At 57.9% G+C, this 16,394-nt stretch carries 18 protein-coding genes, 1 other RNA gene and 1 pseudogene; 13 read left to right on the top strand and 7 right to left on the bottom strand.

Features of this window, described 5'->3' with window-relative positions; all coding sequences use genetic code 11:
• Positions 1-154: 154 nt before the first annotated feature.
• The 3 genes from map to ACTIDN_RS02205 are packed head-to-tail and all read left to right on the top strand — an operon-like array spanning position 155 to position 3,277.
• A complete protein-coding gene (map, locus tag ACTIDN_RS02215; protein ID WP_048837918.1) occupies positions 155-955 on the top strand; it encodes a type I methionyl aminopeptidase in 801 nt (266 codons plus the stop codon).
• Positions 956-970: 15 nt separating this feature from the next.
• The gene (gene ggt / locus ACTIDN_RS02210; protein ID WP_441375866.1) at positions 971-2,779 is read left to right on the top strand and encodes a gamma-glutamyltransferase; all 1,809 of its coding nucleotides are present in this window, start codon (positions 971-973) and stop codon (positions 2,777-2,779) included.
• On the top strand, positions 2,780-3,277 hold the full coding sequence (locus ACTIDN_RS02205; protein WP_441375833.1) for a DUF523 domain-containing protein: 498 nt from the start codon (positions 2,780-2,782) through the stop codon (positions 3,275-3,277).
• Between the two features lie 65 nt (positions 3,278-3,342).
• Here ACTIDN_RS02205 and ACTIDN_RS02200 read toward each other — a convergent pair whose 3' ends face one another.
• A complete protein-coding gene (locus tag ACTIDN_RS02200; RefSeq protein WP_441375832.1) occupies positions 3,343-4,392 on the bottom strand; it encodes a lysine-2,3-aminomutase-like protein in 1,050 nt (349 codons plus the stop codon).
• A gap of 20 nt (positions 4,393-4,412) precedes the next feature.
• Here ACTIDN_RS02200 and epmA point away from each other — a divergent pair, with 20 nt between their 5' ends.
• The 3 genes from epmA to ACTIDN_RS02185 all read left to right on the top strand — a co-directional run bounded on the left by epmA (position 4,413) and on the right by ACTIDN_RS02185 (position 6,994).
• On the top strand, positions 4,413-5,465 hold the full coding sequence (epmA, locus tag ACTIDN_RS02195; protein ID WP_441375831.1) for an EF-P lysine aminoacylase EpmA: 1,053 nt from the start codon (positions 4,413-4,415) through the stop codon (positions 5,463-5,465).
• An 85-nt stretch (positions 5,466-5,550) separates the two neighbouring features.
• A complete protein-coding gene (locus tag ACTIDN_RS02190; protein ID WP_441375830.1) occupies positions 5,551-5,970 on the top strand; it encodes a hypothetical protein in 420 nt (139 codons plus the stop codon).
• Entirely contained in the window at positions 5,960-6,994 is a 1,035-nt protein-coding gene (locus ACTIDN_RS02185; RefSeq protein ID WP_441375829.1) for a fasciclin domain-containing protein, read from the top strand. Before ACTIDN_RS02190 ends, ACTIDN_RS02185 begins: the two co-directional genes overlap by 11 nt.
• Positions 6,995-7,104: 110 nt before the next feature.
• On the opposite strand, the gene ACTIDN_RS02180 is transcribed toward ACTIDN_RS02185, so the two are convergent.
• The 4 genes from ACTIDN_RS02180 to ACTIDN_RS02165 form a co-directional block, all read right to left on the bottom strand.
• A complete protein-coding gene (locus tag ACTIDN_RS02180; protein WP_048837749.1) occupies positions 7,105-7,542 on the bottom strand; it encodes a DUF2501 domain-containing protein in 438 nt (145 codons plus the stop codon).
• 133 nt (positions 7,543-7,675) lie between these two features.
• On the bottom strand, positions 7,676-8,290 hold the full coding sequence (locus ACTIDN_RS02175) for a thiamine phosphate synthase (protein ID WP_441375828.1): 615 nt from the start codon (positions 8,288-8,290) through the stop codon (positions 7,676-7,678).
• Positions 8,291-8,334: 44 nt separating this feature from the next.
• A complete protein-coding gene (locus ACTIDN_RS02170; RefSeq protein ID WP_048837751.1) occupies positions 8,335-9,249 on the bottom strand; it encodes a class I fructose-bisphosphate aldolase in 915 nt (304 codons plus the stop codon).
• 67 nt (positions 9,250-9,316) lie between these two features.
• Positions 9,317-9,772 carry a hypothetical protein gene (locus ACTIDN_RS02165; protein WP_441375827.1) on the bottom strand — a complete coding sequence of 152 codons (456 nt, stop codon included), beginning with the start codon at positions 9,770-9,772 and terminating at the stop codon, positions 9,317-9,319.
• A 63-nt stretch (positions 9,773-9,835) separates the two neighbouring features.
• Here ACTIDN_RS02165 and ACTIDN_RS02160 point away from each other — a divergent pair, with 63 nt between their 5' ends.
• From ACTIDN_RS02160 to ACTIDN_RS02140, 5 genes and pseudogenes are all read left to right on the top strand, one after another.
• Positions 9,836-10,102, top strand: coding sequence for a hypothetical protein (locus ACTIDN_RS02160; RefSeq protein ID WP_415508157.1), 267 nt, complete (start codon positions 9,836-9,838; stop codon positions 10,100-10,102).
• Positions 10,103-10,104: 2 nt separating this feature from the next.
• Positions 10,105-10,302: pseudogene (locus ACTIDN_RS02155) on the top strand (cell division protein ZapA); the annotation flags it as partial.
• 150 nt (positions 10,303-10,452) lie between these two features.
• A non-coding RNA gene (ssrS, locus tag ACTIDN_RS02150) (6S RNA) lies at positions 10,453-10,609 on the top strand.
• The gene (locus tag ACTIDN_RS02145; RefSeq protein WP_415508158.1) at positions 10,596-11,183 is read left to right on the top strand and encodes a 5-formyltetrahydrofolate cyclo-ligase; all 588 of its coding nucleotides are present in this window, start codon (positions 10,596-10,598) and stop codon (positions 11,181-11,183) included. The genes ssrS and ACTIDN_RS02145 overlap by 14 nt, the downstream gene beginning before the upstream one ends.
• Before the next feature lie 24 nt (positions 11,184-11,207).
• Entirely contained in the window at positions 11,208-12,023 is an 816-nt protein-coding gene (locus ACTIDN_RS02140; RefSeq protein WP_441375826.1) for a TIGR00282 family metallophosphoesterase, read from the top strand.
• Positions 12,024-12,147: 124 nt separating this feature from the next.
• Here ACTIDN_RS02140 and ACTIDN_RS02135 read toward each other — a convergent pair whose 3' ends face one another.
• Both ACTIDN_RS02135 and ACTIDN_RS02130 read right to left on the bottom strand, forming a co-directional pair.
• Positions 12,148-12,999, bottom strand: a complete 852-nt coding sequence (locus ACTIDN_RS02135; RefSeq protein WP_441375865.1) for a TIGR01459 family HAD-type hydrolase — start codon at positions 12,997-12,999, stop codon at positions 12,148-12,150.
• A gap of 17 nt (positions 13,000-13,016) precedes the next feature.
• Positions 13,017-14,093 carry a quinone-dependent dihydroorotate dehydrogenase gene (locus ACTIDN_RS02130; protein WP_415508160.1) on the bottom strand — a complete coding sequence of 359 codons (1,077 nt, stop codon included), beginning with the start codon at positions 14,091-14,093 and terminating at the stop codon, positions 13,017-13,019.
• Positions 14,094-14,260: 167 nt separating this feature from the next.
• On the opposite strand from ACTIDN_RS02130, the gene ACTIDN_RS02125 reads away from it, so the two are divergent.
• Positions 14,261-14,884: a hypothetical protein gene (locus ACTIDN_RS02125; RefSeq protein WP_441375825.1), complete on the top strand. Its 624-nt coding sequence runs from the start codon at positions 14,261-14,263 to the stop codon at positions 14,882-14,884.
• A gap of 418 nt (positions 14,885-15,302) precedes the next feature.
• Entirely contained in the window at positions 15,303-16,388 is a 1,086-nt protein-coding gene (gene dinB, locus ACTIDN_RS02120) for a DNA polymerase IV (protein WP_415508162.1), read from the top strand.
• The last annotated feature ends 6 nt before the right edge of the window (positions 16,389-16,394 follow it).

The following is a 16,394-nucleotide window of genomic DNA, read 5'->3' as shown; positions in this document are numbered from 1 at the left end:
GGTTGCCTTTAAGGCGGCTGCGTTCCATTTTGCTGTCTGGATAAGGGCAGCTTTAAAAATCGTGCCACAAGGTCTGGTGTGCCAAGAGCACAACCCTCCCTGCTGATTTTTAAAGCTGCTCTACAGATCTGTAAAAACGAATGGAGCACTGAGTATGGCTGGCAGACACGGTATTGTTCTGCATAACGAACACGACTTTCAGGGCCTGCGCGCCGCGGGCCAACTGGCAGCCGCCACGCTTGACATGATTACCCCTTACGTCAAACCCGGGGTAACGACAGAAGAACTCAACCAGATTATTCATGACTACACGCTGGCACACGGTGCTGTTCCGGCCCCGCTGAATTATCGTGGTTTCCCAAAATCCTGCTGCATTTCCATCAATCATGTGGTGTGCCACGGCATTCCGGGGGAAAAAAAGCTTCAGGAAGGGGATATCGTTAATATTGACGTGACCTCCATTCTGGACGGTTGGTATGGTGATACCAGCCGCATGTTCACGGTAGGCAAGACCCCGGTCAAAGCTAACAAGCTGATCAAAACAACCTATGACTGCCTGATGCGCGGCATTGATGTTGTACGCCCCGGCGCAACATTGGGGGATATTGGCCACGCCATTCAGGTACTGGCTGAACAGAACCGCTACTCCATTGTGCGGGACTTCTGTGGCCACGGCATTGGCCGGACCTTCCATGCTGAACCAACAGTGCTGCATTATGGCCGCCCTGGTGAAGGCATGAAGCTTCAGGCTGGCATGGTGTTTACCATTGAGCCAATGCTGAATATTGGCCGCGCAGATGTGAAAATTCTGGAAGATGAATGGACCGCCGTAACAAGGGACCGCTCCCTTTCCGCCCAGTTTGAACACATGCTGGGGGTTACGGAAACAGGGTGTGAAATCTTCACCCTTTCTCCTGCCGGTTATCACTGCCCACCCTACCCCACCGAAGGCTAAAGCTGCATGACATATCTGCCCTGCCCCGCCCTGCCCCGTAGCACCTCGGTCCGGCGTTGTTCAGCACTGGTGCTGCTGGCCTGTGCCACCGTCTGGTTGCCTGTCAGCGCACAGGCCGCACAGCCTGCCTCCGCCCCGGACCCGCTGGCTTACGGGAAAGAGCAGCCTAATGGCCTACCGCCATTAGCACCTACGCCGGGCAAAAACGGCATGGCAGTTTCCGCACAGAAACTGGCCTCTGACGTTGGGGCAGATATTCTTGCCAAAGGTGGTAATGCCGCAGATGCCGCCGTGGCCATGGGGTATGCTCTGGCCGTGGTTTACCCCGCAGCCGGAAATATTGGCGGTGGCGGCTTCATGATGTTGCGCCAACCCGGCAAGCCCTCCATTTTTCTGGACTTCCGGGAAAAAGCACCCTTAGCCGCCAAAGCAGACATGTATCTGGACGCGCAGGGCAATGTGCTGGCCGAGCAATCCGTCACCGGCTGGAAAGCCGTGGCAGTACCCGGCACTGTGGCCGGGCTGGACAAAGTGTTGCACCGCTGGGGCCATCTATCCCGCAAAGCTGTTATGGCTCCGGCCATCAAGCTGGCACGTGAGGGCTTTGTGCTTCAGGCCGGGGATGTGGAACTACTGAACACCTCCACCGATGCCTTCCGCGCAAGCCCCGAAGCCAAGGCTATCTTCCTGCGGCCTGACGGCTCCCCCCTTCAGGTAGGGGACCGGCTGGTCCAGACCGATCTGGCTAACACATTGCAACTGGTGGCCGACAAAGGGCCAGACGCCTTTTATAAAGGCCCGATTGCTAAAACTATCGTAGAGGCCTCCCGCAAGAATGGCGGGCTACTGCAACTGGCAGACTTCGCGCAATACAAAACGCGCGAGCTCACGCCGCTTAGCTGCCAGTATCGCGGGTATCTGGTTGAAACCGCACCCCCACCCAGCGGGGGCGGTATCGCGTTGTGCGAAATTCTGGACATTCTGTCCGGCTATGACATGCATGCTCTTGGCCTGCACACGGCACCGGCCTTACAGCGCGAAATTGAGGCCATGCGCCACGCCTACTCCGACCGCCGCAGCTTGGGAGACCCGGCATTTGTGCGCAACCCAACCCGCCACCTGCTGGACCCGGCCTATGCTGAACAGGTGCGGGCACATATTCCCACTGATGTTGCCATACCCTCCGCAAGCCTTAAGGAAGGGGAAACAACACCGGAGAAGCACGAGACAACACAGTTCTCGGTCATTGATAAAAACGGGCTGGCCATCTCGACCACCTACACATTGAATGGCTGGTTTGGTGCCAAGGTCATTGCGGGCAATACCGGCTTCTTCCTGAATGACGAGATGGATGACTTCTCAGCCAAGCCGGGTGCGCCCAACATGTTTGGTATTGTTGGCAGCGCGGCCAATGCTATTGCGCCGGGCAAAACACCCCTTTCTTCCATGTCGCCCACCATTGTTTCCAAAGATGGCAAACCGGTTCTGGTAATTGGTAGCCCCGGTGGATCACGCATTCCCACCATTGTGCTGTCTGTTATTCTGGGTGTGGTCGATTACGGACTGGACATCCAGCAGGCCATTGACCTGCCCCGCCTGCACCAGCAGTGGATGCCCGAAGCTGTAGAAATTGAATCCGGCGCAGTAGCGGCGGACGTGCAAAAAACCCTTGAGCACGAAGGCTATAGTTTCTCTCCCCATGCCCCGTGGGGTATGCCGGAGGGCATTCTGGTTGGTGGCCCCAAATTGGGGACCAAAGGCGATGACCGCTATTATGGCGGCTTTGACAGGCGGCATGAAGGCGGTGGGGCTACAGGCGAGTAAATGCCTGCCGGCCCACGCATTCTGGTAAGCGCCTGCCTGCTGGGGCAACCGGTGCGGTATGATGGCTCAGCCAAAACACTACCGCACCCGCTTTTACAGCACTGGCAGCATAATGGCTGGGTCGTGTCCCTCTGTCCGGAAAAGGCAGGCGGCATGCCCACACCCCGCCCCGCAGCAGAAATTGCCACTGGCTTTTCCGGCGGGGATGTCGTGGCCGGGTACGCACAGGTTCATGATACATCCGGAGCGGATGTGACCACCGCTTTTCTGGACGGCGCACAGGCAGCGCTTGCTCTTGCACAGCAAGAAGGCTGCACATTTGCGCTCCTGATAGATGGCAGCCCCTCATGTGGGAGCCTGATGATTTATGATGGGTCTTTCAGCGGGCATAAACAGGCTGGGGAAGGTGTTACAGCCGCCCTGCTGCGCCAGAACGGCATTACCGTTTTTGCGCCTGCTGATATCGAAAAACTGGCAGCCTCTCTTCCCTCTTATTGAAAACCTGCTTGCATCTTCTGGCAAGAGGGGTGCGGACGCGCCTTACCTCAAGAGAGATCCCGCCCTTAAAGGCGGTCCAGAACGTGGGATGTGCCCTCCGGGTCACGCACGGTCGTAGGCCCATCCACATAGCCGGGGCCAAGGGGTACCTTGCCGTAGCCACCGGGAATATCCAGCACATAGGTAGGCCATGCCAGCCCCGTAACCCGCCCGCGCAGGCCTGCCAGTAGGCGCTGCCCTTCCGCCACCGGCACATGAAAACGGGCTGTACCGGGAGCTGGGTCAAGCTGGTGCAGGTAATAGGGGCGCATTCGGACAGCAATCATACTGCGGAAAAGCGCCTCAAGCGCTTCCTCCGTATCATTCACACCCCGCAGCAGGACAGACTGGCCCAAAAGGGGGGTACCCCTCCGCACAAGCCGCTTCAGGCACTCCTGCGCGGCGGGGGACATTTCACGAGCATGGTTGACATGGACGGCCATCCAGACAGATTTATCAGACTCCAATGCATCCAGCAGAGCTTCTGTCACCCGCTCCGGGGCAGCCACAGGTACGCGGGTATGCAGGCGGATGGTGGTGACATGCGGCATGGCGGACAGCGCCGCCATAATATGACCCAACCTGCGCGGGGAGAGCATGAGAGGGTCTCCGCCTGTTAAAATCACCTCCTGAATTTGCGGGTGCGCGCGCAGCCAGTTCAGAGCGTTTTCCAGAGCTGCATCATCCAGCACTCCGCCATCTGGCCCCACATGCTCCCGCCGGAAGCAGAAGCGACAATAAAGTGGGCAGACCAGCAACGGTTTCAGTAAGGCTCGGTCTGCATAGCGGTGCACAATACCGGGTACGGGTGACAGGGCATTATCCCCTATCGGGTCTGAGCGTTCTGCTGCCGTAACCAGCAATTCTTCCGGTGAGGGAATAACCTGTAGGCCTATGGGGTCATTCGGTTGATCTATCAGGTCAAGAAAGGCCGGAGGGATGGCCGTTGCATACTGCTGACCCACCGCCGCCAGAGCCTCCTGCTGGCTGGCAGGCGCCAGACCGGCTGCAATAAGCTCCTCTGTCGTGCGGATAAGCTTACGGGCGGAATTTTGGGACTTGACCGAATGAGACATGGCACGCCTCTACTCTCACCATGTCCAGTCCTGCAAGCACACACACCGCTTTATTTACCGCTCGCACCACGCCAGACCCCGACCATATACGGGACCGGTTGCCGTTTCTGCATCGGCGCGGGCTCATGCAACGGGGCATACGCGCCTTTCTGGAAGGGCAGGGTTTTGTTGAGGTGGAAACTCCCTACGCCGTGCCTGTACCGGGCGAGGAGGTGCATCTCAGCCCTTTCCACACCGTACGGGACACGCCACAGGGAGAGCAGGAGCCACTGTTCCTGCATACCAGCCCGGAATTTGCCATGAAGCGCATTGTCGCCGCTACCGGGCTACCCGTGTTCCAGTTTGCGCGGGTGTGGCGCAACGGAGAGCGCAGCGCCCTGCACGCGCCAGAATTTACCATGCTGGAATGGTACCACCCGCATTTGGGGCTGGACGGGCTGATGGCGGAGACAGAAGCCCTGATCAAAGCCGTGCTACCCCCTCTGCTGGAAAGACCAACTCTGGCTGGCCCATCCGTCACGCTTGATCTGACACAGCCTTTTGAACGCCTGACCATGACGGAAGCTTTCCAGCGCCATGCAGGGCTGGACCTGCTACCCACTGAGGGCAATGCGGCTGCTTTGGCCGCAGCCGCACAGTGTACGCTGCGGGAGGGAGAAACGTGGGAAGACCTCTTCTTCCGCCTGCTGCTGGAGCGAATCGAACCTGCCATCGGCCGTACGCGCCCTACGTTCCTGACCCACTGGCCTGCAAGTCAGGCAGCACTGGCCAAACGTGACCCGCAGGACCTCAGAGTCGCGCTACGCTTTGAACTCTATGCCTCTGGCATGGAGCTTGCGAATGCGTTTGAGGAGCTAACAGACCCGACCGAGCAACGCGCCCGCTTTGAAGCAGACCGTGCCGCCCGCACGGCCCAGTACCCCCAACGCCCTGACTGGCCGATTGATGAGCAGCTCTTGGCGGCACTGCCCCATATGCCCCCGTGCTCAGGCATTGCGCTGGGCTTTGACAGGCTGGTTATGCTGGCCTGCGGCACGCCTTCCATAAACGATGTCTTGTGGATAAACGCTTAGTCTGCAAAATGTATACGTGATATTATGTTGTAGATGGCCCGGTGCCGTGCCGGGTCTGCATGTTTCATCCTGTCGGAATTTGGCCATGACATACAGAAAACTGTTTCTCTTGGTGAGCATGCTCTCTTTGGCGGCCTGTCAGGTCCCCACTGAAAAAGAACGTCGGGTGCTCGACTCCATGATCGGTAAACAGGCTGTGGATGTTGTCCGCACTTACGGCGTACCCACGCGTGAATTCACGTCTGGCACTCATACCTTCCTGTCCTACATCAACCAGCAGACCGATTACACCAGCATGGGTGGCTGGGGGTATGGCGGTGGCGGCTGGGGTTATGGTGGCTGGGGCGGCGGTTGGGGTGGCGGCTGGGGCGGACCCGGCTGGGGTGGCGGTTGGGGCTATGGTGGCCCGTCCACCGGCACTGCCTACACCTATACCTGCCAGACCAATTTTGAACTCGTAAACGGAATTGTAACCGCATGGACATTGCGGGGCGATGGATGCTGAGTCTGCCAAGCGTGATCTGCCGCACTTCCTGCCTTATGATCATGGCATGACTTTCTGGGAGATCTCCATGCGGCACCCCCGCGCCTTGGCTTTGTCTATGCTCATGTCGGCTTTTGCACGCTGCAAACCGCTTGTGGTTTCTCCCGTTCTGTTGAGTGCGGCTCTGGGGCTGGCCGGGTGCCAGAGCCATGCACGGCAGGATGTCTACACCACCGCCAGTTCCACCTGCACGTACATGATGCCGACAGTCTCTGGCACACGCACGTACGAACCCCGTAAGGTGGATGCATCAAACGACAAAAAATCGCCTGATAGCGCTATTGCCTATCCGGACCCGGAAACCCCGGCCGCGTGCGACCGGCCTTTGTCAGACACGCTACCAACCTCAATCGAGCTTGCTGACTACACCCGTGGTCTGACAGTAACCGGGCTCCTCCAGCTTTTGCAGCGCAGCGGCCCTTATACGGTGTTTGCCACCCCCAACTCAGCGCTGGAACATTATGACGCCCAGATGGGCGGTACCCTGATGGCTGAGCACAACACTACGGCGCTCCAGCAACTGCTGGGGTACACCATTGTGCGGGGCAAATGGCCACTGGACAAAATCAAGACTGCTGCCCTGAACTCCCCCACCCACTCCGTGGGTTTACCAACGGTTCAGGGCCGCCTGCTCTCCGCATGGGTGGATGCGCCTACGGGGCAAGTCATCATCGGGAATGGTGAGGGCCAGACCTCCCGCCTTTGGGTGACAGGTATTCCGCAGTCCAACGGTGTGCTGTATTTTACGCAGTCTCTGGTCACACCGCCGGTCCAACCGGCTGTAACAGGGCAGAAAGCCCCCCATCCCCCGCGCGTCTTGAAAGCAACACGCACCCCCAGAGCAAAAGCTGCTGTACCAGCACAGGCAAGCGTAGCGCCCGTTGTCGTGGTGCCGCCCGCCGCAGCCCAGCCTTTGCCCGGTCACCGTTCTGCCGCGCAGGGGCATGACAGCCTTACAACACCAACAGCCTTACAACTGCCCTGAGCACAGGCTTGCAATCTGACTAAAAAAGGCCCGCTGGAGTATTCTCCTGCGGGCCTTTTTTATGCTCGCCCCCTGCCCGTACCATTGTTCCGGGCAAGGGGGCGACAGTCTTAGAGGAGGGACTGGGCCTTGTTCAGAACCATGCTGCACAGCTTGGTTTTAAGTTCACCCTTCAGGTTGGCCAGAGAATACATCTGGTTATCCCCTGTCTGAAGCAAACCGTTCTGACCGGCTGCATAGGCACTGGATGAGGTCACATCAGACTTCTGCGTCAGGTTGCTCAGTACGGAAGTTGCCGTTGACTTGGCACCCTGCAAAGCATTGTTCTGCACGCAGTAACCCAGAATACCGGCAATATTGCCTGTGCTGCTGGAGGACAGGCTAGGCAACATACTGCCAACCATGCTGGACCCTGCACTTTTGGCGCTGCTGGTTGCGGTGGACAGGGCATCTTTACCCAAGCTGCCCCAACTCTGGGCCTGTGCTGCGTTTGCACCAACCAGACCGAACGCAAGCGCCAGTGCTGCAAATTTTTTTGTTGTAAGCATATGCCTCATCCTCACTCTGTAGATAGGGCGTTACAGTGGTACACTGCACCTGCGCCCATCTTTCAAGAAACCAAGAGAGTATATAGAAAAAGCCGGTGGCTGAACTATGGCCAAATATGGCCTAACCCGCGCGTTAAGCGGGTACTTGCCATGCTTCTGGTTTATTCCAGAATGATGGACCCGGCAGAATAAAATCCACCCCAGTTTGCGCAAACTGGGCAAGCTCATCAGCTTCCGGCACATCGACTACGGCGGGCAGTTCCATCATCATGCACCACCACTGTACCAGAGCCGCAAGGCTTTCCGGCTCAGCATCTGTCAGGTTGTCATCTTCCTGCCGGGGGCCTGTGGAGGCACTGAACAGGACATAATCTGCGCCACCTTCCCCCGCACACATGGCGGCATCCCGGCTGGTGCCAACGGTTACACCCAGTTGCAGGTCATCTCCCAAGGCCTTGCGGATATCCCGCACGCTGCCACCCGTAAAGGCGGCGGAAAGATGCACGCCGTCACAACCCGTCTTCTGGGCCAGAGCGGGACGGTCTTGCAGCATCAGGGCAATATCCTGCCCCTGCACAAGCGGCTGAACTGTTTTGATGATCTTGATAAGCTGTGCCTCTGGCGCATCGGCCAGCCGGAGCAGCACGGCAGCAGGGCACTGGCGTGCCAGACCCTGCGCCAGAACAGGCAAAAATGCCTCACCATCCTGCAGAATGGGGGTTGCGAGATAGAATTCAATTGCCGTCATAACGGCCCTCCCTCGCGGCCCATCCTGCGTTCACGTTTCCGTGTTTAGCTTTTAAAGATGGTGATGATTTTGTCCAGCAGGTCGAGTGCTTCAGCTTTCGGGCGCTGGAACACGTTACGACCGATGATGGAGCCAAAGCCGCCGCCATCCTGAATACCCTGAATGGTGCTCAGCAGGTTGTCCGTACCGGTTTTGTCACCACCGGAGAAGATAACGATACGGCGGCCAGCAAAGGAAGACTGCACAACGTGGCGGATACGGGCTGGCAGAGTGGAGATGTCAATGTTGTTCTGCTCATAAGCAGCTTTATTGGCATCCAGCGCCACCAGTTCCTGCGGGGGCTTCACTTTAATAATGTGGGCACCACACAGCGCAGCCATATGGGCAGCATACGCACAAACGTCCACAGCGGTTTCTGCTGGTTTGTTCAGCAGCGGGCCGCGCGGGTAGCTCCACAGGATAACAGCCAGACCAGCAGCTTTGGCTTCAGATGCCAGTTCACGGAATTCTTCCATCTGCTCAAAGCAGTATTCAGAACCCGGATAAATGGTAAAGCCAATACCAGCGCAGCCAAGGCGCAGAGCGTCAGCAACCGTGCCGGTTACAGCTTGGTCTTTTTCCGTTGCAAGGCTGTTGGAGCTGTTGCATTTCAGAATAAGCGGAATTTCGCTGGCATATTTGGCAGCGCCACATTCCAGCATGCCCAGAGGGGCTGCGTAACCGCTCAAGCCAGCTTCAATAGCCAGTTCAAAATGATAATGCGGGTCATAAGCTGCAGGGTTTGCAGCGAAAGAGCGGGCTGGCCCGTGCTCAAAACCCTGATCGACCGGGAGAATAACAAGCTTACCCGTGCCTGCCAGCTTACCGGCATTCAGAAAGCGGGCGAGGTTTGTTTTTGTACCTGGGCTGTCGCTCTCATACTGATCAAGAATAGCCTTAACCTGGGGGGTAAGCGTCATTGAGAGATCCCTTCTCTAGCTTGTTTTCCGCTCTTAAGTGGCGGGTTACAATGGTTTTGCAATAACTCTATGAGAAATACGCTGCAAGATGCGTTGCGTCAGATAGTGGTGGTATAAGGTCAAATGATGGCGGACGCGTTATGAAAACGTGACCACCGCGCTGACTGTAAAGCGCCTGCACCGCCTGTGTTCCGGGGGAGTCTGTGTGCAATACAATCAGCCTTTGCTCATGCATGGCAGCCATCATGGCGTATCCTGCATTTCTGTCACAATCCAGTATGTGTGGAAAGCGGCAATTAGCCTGTCTTTCTATTGTCTCAATAAGGGTCTGCCACCACACGACACCCAGATACCCCGCAGCACCGGGGGCTGAAATAAAGCCAAACGCCGCCTTGCCCTGCCGCCAGAAAGGAACCCCTGCCTGCTGTGCCGCCTGACAGACTGCCATACCAGAGGCATAATCATGCAGTGTAAAGAGCCTGTCGGGGAGCGAAAAAAGTGACAAAACAGAAACGTTTTCCATAACCATGCTTGACGCAGCCGCGTTTGCGGGCGATTCCTCAAAAGACTGAAGGACAATGACTTAATGCAGGACCAGGCCGTGGCGCAGTCTTTACCAGACAAAAACGAACCAGCCGACACACAGGCTCAGACGACCCTGCCTGCCGAGCATGAAGACCCGATAGCCCGCCTTGACCGGGCGTTGCAAAGAATCTCCTTTGCGTTGGAAAAAGGCAAGCACGCCCAGCAGCGTCAGAACTTTGATGCGCAGGAACTGGCCGCCAATGTAGACGCGCTGATAAGCCGCGTGCGGGACACACTGGCCCAGACTGCTGGCACGGAAGAGACATAACCATGGCCACAACCTCAATCCGTATTAACGGGCACAGCTATTCTGTCGGGTGTGAAAACGGGCAGGAGCGCCACCTTCAGGCCATGGCCATGCTGGTGGAGCGTAAAACCCAGCAGGTCAGGGCCATGGGCTTTACCGGAGAAAGCCATGTACTGGTTCTGGCAGCCCTTCTGCTGGCTGATGAAATTCAGGACCTGTCTGCACAGCTTCTGCCAGAGAGCACAAATCAGGCTGTGCAGGACGTAGAACGCCTGCGCGCCGAGCAAGCACTGGCCACCACACGACTTACTGATTTGGCCGAAAACGCAGAAGCTATTGCAGCATTGCTGGAGCGCGCCTACATAGAAGGTGCGGGGCTGCCCGACGCGTGAGACAAGTCACACCCCTGGGCCGATAAGCACTTCCTCGGGAGCTGGCTCTGTTGTGGCCCTGGTCACATTACCCGGCGCCCACCTGCACTAGCAGGTCCTGGAGGTTGAAAGTTCCACGGTCCATGGTGGCTCCGCACTCCCCTTCTTTTCACTCTGATCCTCCGGCTATAGCGGAAGCGAAGCAGCAGATACGCGCCCGCTGCCTTGCAGCCCTGAAGGCGCATGACACTGCGCTGGATGCCCTGTTATGCCACCGGCTGACGGACACCCTGCTGGCGTTGCCCGCTGCCAGTATTGGGTGCGTGTGGCCCCTGCCGAACGAGGCAGACCTGCGCCCCCTTTGCCGCGCGCTGCACACTGCGGGGCGCACAGTGGCCCTACCGGAAACCCCCGTGCGCGGTCACCCCCTCACTTTCCGAGTCTGGCAGCCAGACTGCGCCATGCTACCGGGCCGGTTTGGTACGCAGGTGCCGGATGGCCCGCTCCTTGTACCGCAGGTTCTGCTGGTGCCGCTGGTCGGGTTTGACCGTGCGGGAAACAGGCTGGGTTACGGCGGTGGGTATTATGACCGCACTCTGGCGGCGCACCCCCATATAACTGCAATCGGCTACGCTTTATCTGTGCAGGAGGTGGACCATATTCCCACCGGGCCGTATGACAGACCCCTCTCCTGCCTTGTGACGGAAAAGGAGAGGCTGGATTTTGGCTGAACGGACACACGGAAAGACAGGCGCGTGAGAATTTTATTTTTAGGTGACATTGTAGGGCGGTGCGGGCGTGAGGTTGTACTCAGCCGCCTGCCAACCCTTCGCGCCACGCTTGCCCTTGATCTGGTCATTGTAAACGCAGAAAACGCCAGCCACGGGTTTGGCCTGTCCCCCGGTATTGCAACAGACCTGCTCAACGGCGGCGTAGACGTTATTACACTGGGCAACCATAGCTGGGACCGTCGGGACCTCATTCCCCACATCAACGGGGCACCGCGTATTATCCGCCCCATCAACTTTCCCCCCGGCACACCCGGCAATGGTAGCGTGCAGGTTGAACTGGCTGATGGCCGCAAGGCGCTGGTGGTCAACGCCATGGGGCGCCTGTTCATGGACCCGCTGGACGACCCCTTCCGCTGCATGACGGATCTGCTCACCCGCCACCGGCTTGGTGTGACCACGCAGGCCATTGTGGTGGATATTCATGCAGAAGCCACCAGTGAGAAATGGGCCTTTGGCAATGTGCTGGATGGTCGTGTCTCTCTGGTTGTGGGCACACATACCCACACCCCTACGGCGGACCACCGGATTCTGCCTGCTGGCACGGCCTTCCAGACGGATGCTGGCATGTGTGGTGACTATGACAGCGTGATAGGCATGACCAAAGAGCCAGCCATGGCGCGCTTTATCCGCAAAATGCCGGGGGAACGGCTGCAACCAGCTGAAGGCGATGCCACGCTTTGCGGCATTATGGTGGAGACGGACGATGCCACTGGCCTTGCCCGTCGCCTTGCGCCGATACGGCAGGGCGGCCTGCTTTCTCAGACACTACCAGATTTCTGAGGGCACGCTTGCTCTCTTGATAAGCACTACCGTCACCCATGCTCCATAAAAAAACCGCCTTGGCGTGTAATGCGCCAAGGCGGTTTTCTTATTTCATTAAAGGCTGTGCTCTCAGGCCTTGTGCTTACCAGACCAGACGCGGCAGGCAGGCAACGGGACGCAGACCCGCACCCTTGGCTTCTTCCGCCGCTAAAGCAGCATTATCGCCTATCATTTCCTGATGGATGCCACCTAGAATCCAGGCACCATCAATCCCGGCGACAGCCGCGCCGCGCATATCTGTGGCCAGTGCATCACCAATAGCCAGAATGCGGTTTTGCGGGACATTCAGCATGTTGAAAACAGGAGCGTAAACATCCGGATAAGGCTTGCCTATCCATTTCACGTTTCCGCCTTCCTGCTCGTAAAACGAGGCTAATGCCCCGGCACAGATCATACGGCGGCCACCTTTGACCACAACCATATCCGGGTTGGCACACAGCATGGGTAAGCCGCGTTCCAGCCCGGTGCGTAATTCTGGCAGATAGGGGTCAACCGAATCCGTCCCGCGTTCAGCATCCGGTCCGGTATTGAGGATGAACTGCGCTTCAGAGGTGTCCTTCACACGGTCAAGCGCCAGCCCATCATACAACCCAAGGTCATGCGTGCCGCCAACATGCAGCACTTTATGGCCAAGGCGAGCGAACCACGGATCTGTCCGCTCCCGCAAAAGCGTGCGGACCAATTCTCCGCTGGTCATGACACCATCATGCAAAGCACGGCTGACGCCAAAATGTTCAAGCTGCGTTGCCACAACCTCAGCGGGGCGCGGAGCGTTAGATAACATGACCACACGCTTGCCCGCAGCGCGCAGAGCTTTCAGGCACTCAATCGCGCCGGGATAGGGCTGCACGCCATCATGCACCGTGCCCCATAGGTCGATAATGTAACCATCATACTGCTCGGCCAGCGGGGCAAGGCCCGTCAGGGCCTGCATATCAAAAGGCGTGGTGCTCATGACAGCGCTGTCCCCCGGATATCATCCAATGTTTCAATGCCCTCACGCCGCATGATCTCAAGCATCTCCCGCTTCAGGCGGCTGACAAGAGCAGGGCCTTCATAAGCAAAGGCGCTGTAAACCTGCACCAGATCAGCCCCCAGCCGGATGCGCTCAAGCACATCTGCGCCGGATTCAATACCGCCGCAGCCCACAAGCGCCATGCGGCCCGCAGCAACCTGCGCCACCAGCTTCAGCATATCCGCAGCACGGCTACGGAGAGGACGGCCTGAGAGTCCACCACTTTCCGTCCGGTACACACTGCGCAGGCTATCCGGGCGTGCCAGCGTGGTGTTGGAAACAATAAGCCCCTGCGCGCCACCGGCAATGGCTGCTTCCACAATAGGCCCCACGGCATCATGCTCAAGGTCTGGTGCCAGTTTAACCAGAAGCGGCGGGCGCTCTGGGTGGCGCTCTGCAATGGCGTCAAGAATACCTTTGAGGCGGGCTGAGTCCTGCAAGCCACGTAGGCCGGGCGTATTGGGAGAGGAGACATTGAGCACAATGTAGTTCACATACGGCTTCACGCGCCCAACAAGTGCCGGATAATCCCGCTCCGGGTCCGAGCCGGTTTTATTAATGCCCAGATTAGCGCCCACCGGTGCCCCTGCCCCGCCACCACGCCCCGACGGCAGCGTACGGTGCAACCGGGCCAGACGCACCGCAAAGCGGTCTATACCCTGATTGTTAAAGCCCATACGGTTGATAACCGCACGGTCTTCCTCCAGCCGGAACAGGCGTGGCTTGGGGTTGCCCGGCTGCGGGCGTGGTGTGACGGTTCCGGCCTCCACAAAACCAAACCCAAGCTGTGCCAGCGGGCGCACCGCACGGGCATTTTTGTCAAATCCGGCGGCAATGCCAATGGGGTTGGAAAAACGTAGCCCTAAAGCACGGGTTGCCAACGCCGGGTCATCAGCCGGGCGCTTAACCGGGACGGACAAACCGAGCATGAGCGCATCAATCGCCATCTCATGAGCGGTTTCAGGATCGAGTTTCCGCAGGAGCGGGAGGGAAAGGGATGCTAGGGAAGACATAGACTGTGTCTGCCCCATGCCGTGGCACAAGAAAAGAAGAAATTCCATCTATGCGACAGACACAGACAATGTGGTCATTTTTATATTGCAAATGAGAATTGTTCTCATTTAAAAGAGAATCATCACAGTTTGAGAGGATGAGGGCCTTTGCCCCTCAGGAATGCGCCATGACACGTTCACCTGTTTACCTGACAGACCTTGCCTGTAGCGAACGGCTGACACTCTGGACCATTCGCCGCCTTGCCGGTGAGGCCCCGTCCCGCACGCCGTCCGCCTGTGGCCGACAGCTTGGGGTGTTTCTCCCCTGCTTCCGGCAGGAGTTTCTGGCCGTCTCTACGGCATTTCAAGACGCTCTGACCCATATGGCAGCGTTGGAGATCCCGTCTCTGGATATCCGCTCAGGCAGTTCTCTGGCCATCACCCCCACGGAATACAGCCTCCTGCTGGCAACAGAAGCCGCCCAGAACGAGCGTGAGGGAGAAGTGCAAAGCCTGCTGCACCAGCTTATTCCCTTCCCGTCCCTGCTGGCGGGGCTGACCTCTGCCATTACAACGTTAGGTGCCTGTCTGGCAGGGGCCGGATACTGGTTGTCCCACCATGCCATTACGGCGCTGGCGCGGCCTACCCTGTGGGCAAGTGCTTCAGCCAGAGTACGGCCACGCACCACATCCGCCGCCGCACTTTCTCTCAGCCGCTGGCATGATCTGGATGTTAACAATACCCGTATGGTCTGGCCCGCAGGTCTTCGCGCACCTGAGGACGGCATGCAGCCTGTGGCCTATACACACTAAAATAAAAACCTGTCTGGTCGCTCACACAAAGAATTTTCCTGTGAACGAGCAAAGACCCGGAAACTATGCCTTGAGCCGCTGTGCCTGTGAAACAATGCCCCCATAATCTGCGACGGCCAAGGTTCGCAGTAATGGGGGCCAAACGCACTGTGTAACAGTCCATGCACTTGCAGACACGGCCACGCCAGTTTCATGCTCACCCATTGGGAATGGTGTCATTCTCAGCATTGTAGCACTATGTATTTTCTCATTATTTTTTATTTATAAGAATATTGTTAGGAATAGCCGTTCCTTTTTCTGGCTTTTACTTCCGCAAAGAATCAGCGCGAAACAAAAGCCGTAAAGGTGGCGTGAGAGCCTGCCTCCAGTAAAAGGGATGAATCTACAGAGAAGGTAGTTTCGTGATAGGCTGGCCACCATGAGCCAACCTGTGCGCCGCATTATTCATATTGATATGGATGCGTTCTATGCCTCCGTAGAGCAACGGGATAACCCTTCCTTGCGGGGGCTGCCTGTTGCCGTTGGCCGTAGCCAGGAACGGGGAGTTGTGGCCGCTGCCAGTTACGAGGCGCGCAAATTTGGTGTGCGCTCTGCCATGCCATCTGTCGTAGCCAAACGTAAATGCCCACCGCTGGTCTTTGTGCCACCTCGGTTTGAGGTCTATCGGGCCGTTTCCCAGCAGATCCATGCCATTTTTGCGCGCTATACACCGCTTATCCAGCCGCTGTCCCTTGATGAGGCCTATCTGGACGTCACAACCCCCTTACTGCCCCGCCCTTCTGCTACCGCCATTGCGCAGGAAATCCGGGCGGCCATTCTGGCAGAAACAGGCCTTACGGCTTCAGCCGGTATTTCCTACAACAAGTTTCTGGCTAAGCTGGCATCTGACTACCGTAAGCCAAACGGGCAGTATGTCATTCCCCCCGGTGCTGGTGAGGCCTTTGTGGCCCCCCTGTCCGTTTCCTCTTTCCATGGCATTGGTCCGGCAACTGCCGCCCGCATGACGGCGCTTGGCATTTACACGGGTGCGGACCTGCGTACGCAACCCCTTGCCGTACTCAGCCGCCATTTTGGCAAAGCCGCATCCTTCTATTATGGCATAGCGCGCGGCGTGGATGAACGGCCGGTTGAAGTAGACAGGCCCAGAAAATCTCTGGGCAAGGAGACGACTTTTGGCCGAGATATCCGCGCTGAGGCGGACCTGCATACTGCCTTGCAGACTCTTGCTGAAAATGTGTGGCTGGCCTGCACAAAACGTCAGATTTCCGGGCGCACGGTTACACTGAAGCTAAAATATGATGACTTTACACAGCTTACCCGCAGCACATCCCTGACCAGCCTTGTACGGGGTGCCCCTCAACTGGCCGAGACTGGCCGTTTTCTCCTAGCCCCCCTACTGCCACTGCCGCGCAGTGTGCGCCTGCTTGGCCTGACCCTTTCAGCGCTTGATGATACGCAGAACCCCGCGAGCGATACCCAACTCTCCCTGTTGGCAGACCTGTAAGTCAAA

Source organism: Acetobacter sp. (assembly GCF_052102375.1).
Classification (GTDB): Bacteria; Pseudomonadota; Alphaproteobacteria; order Acetobacterales; family Acetobacteraceae; genus Acetobacter.
The sequence above is the reverse complement of the archived record's forward strand: the minus strand, read 5'-3'. Positions and strand labels throughout refer to the sequence as shown.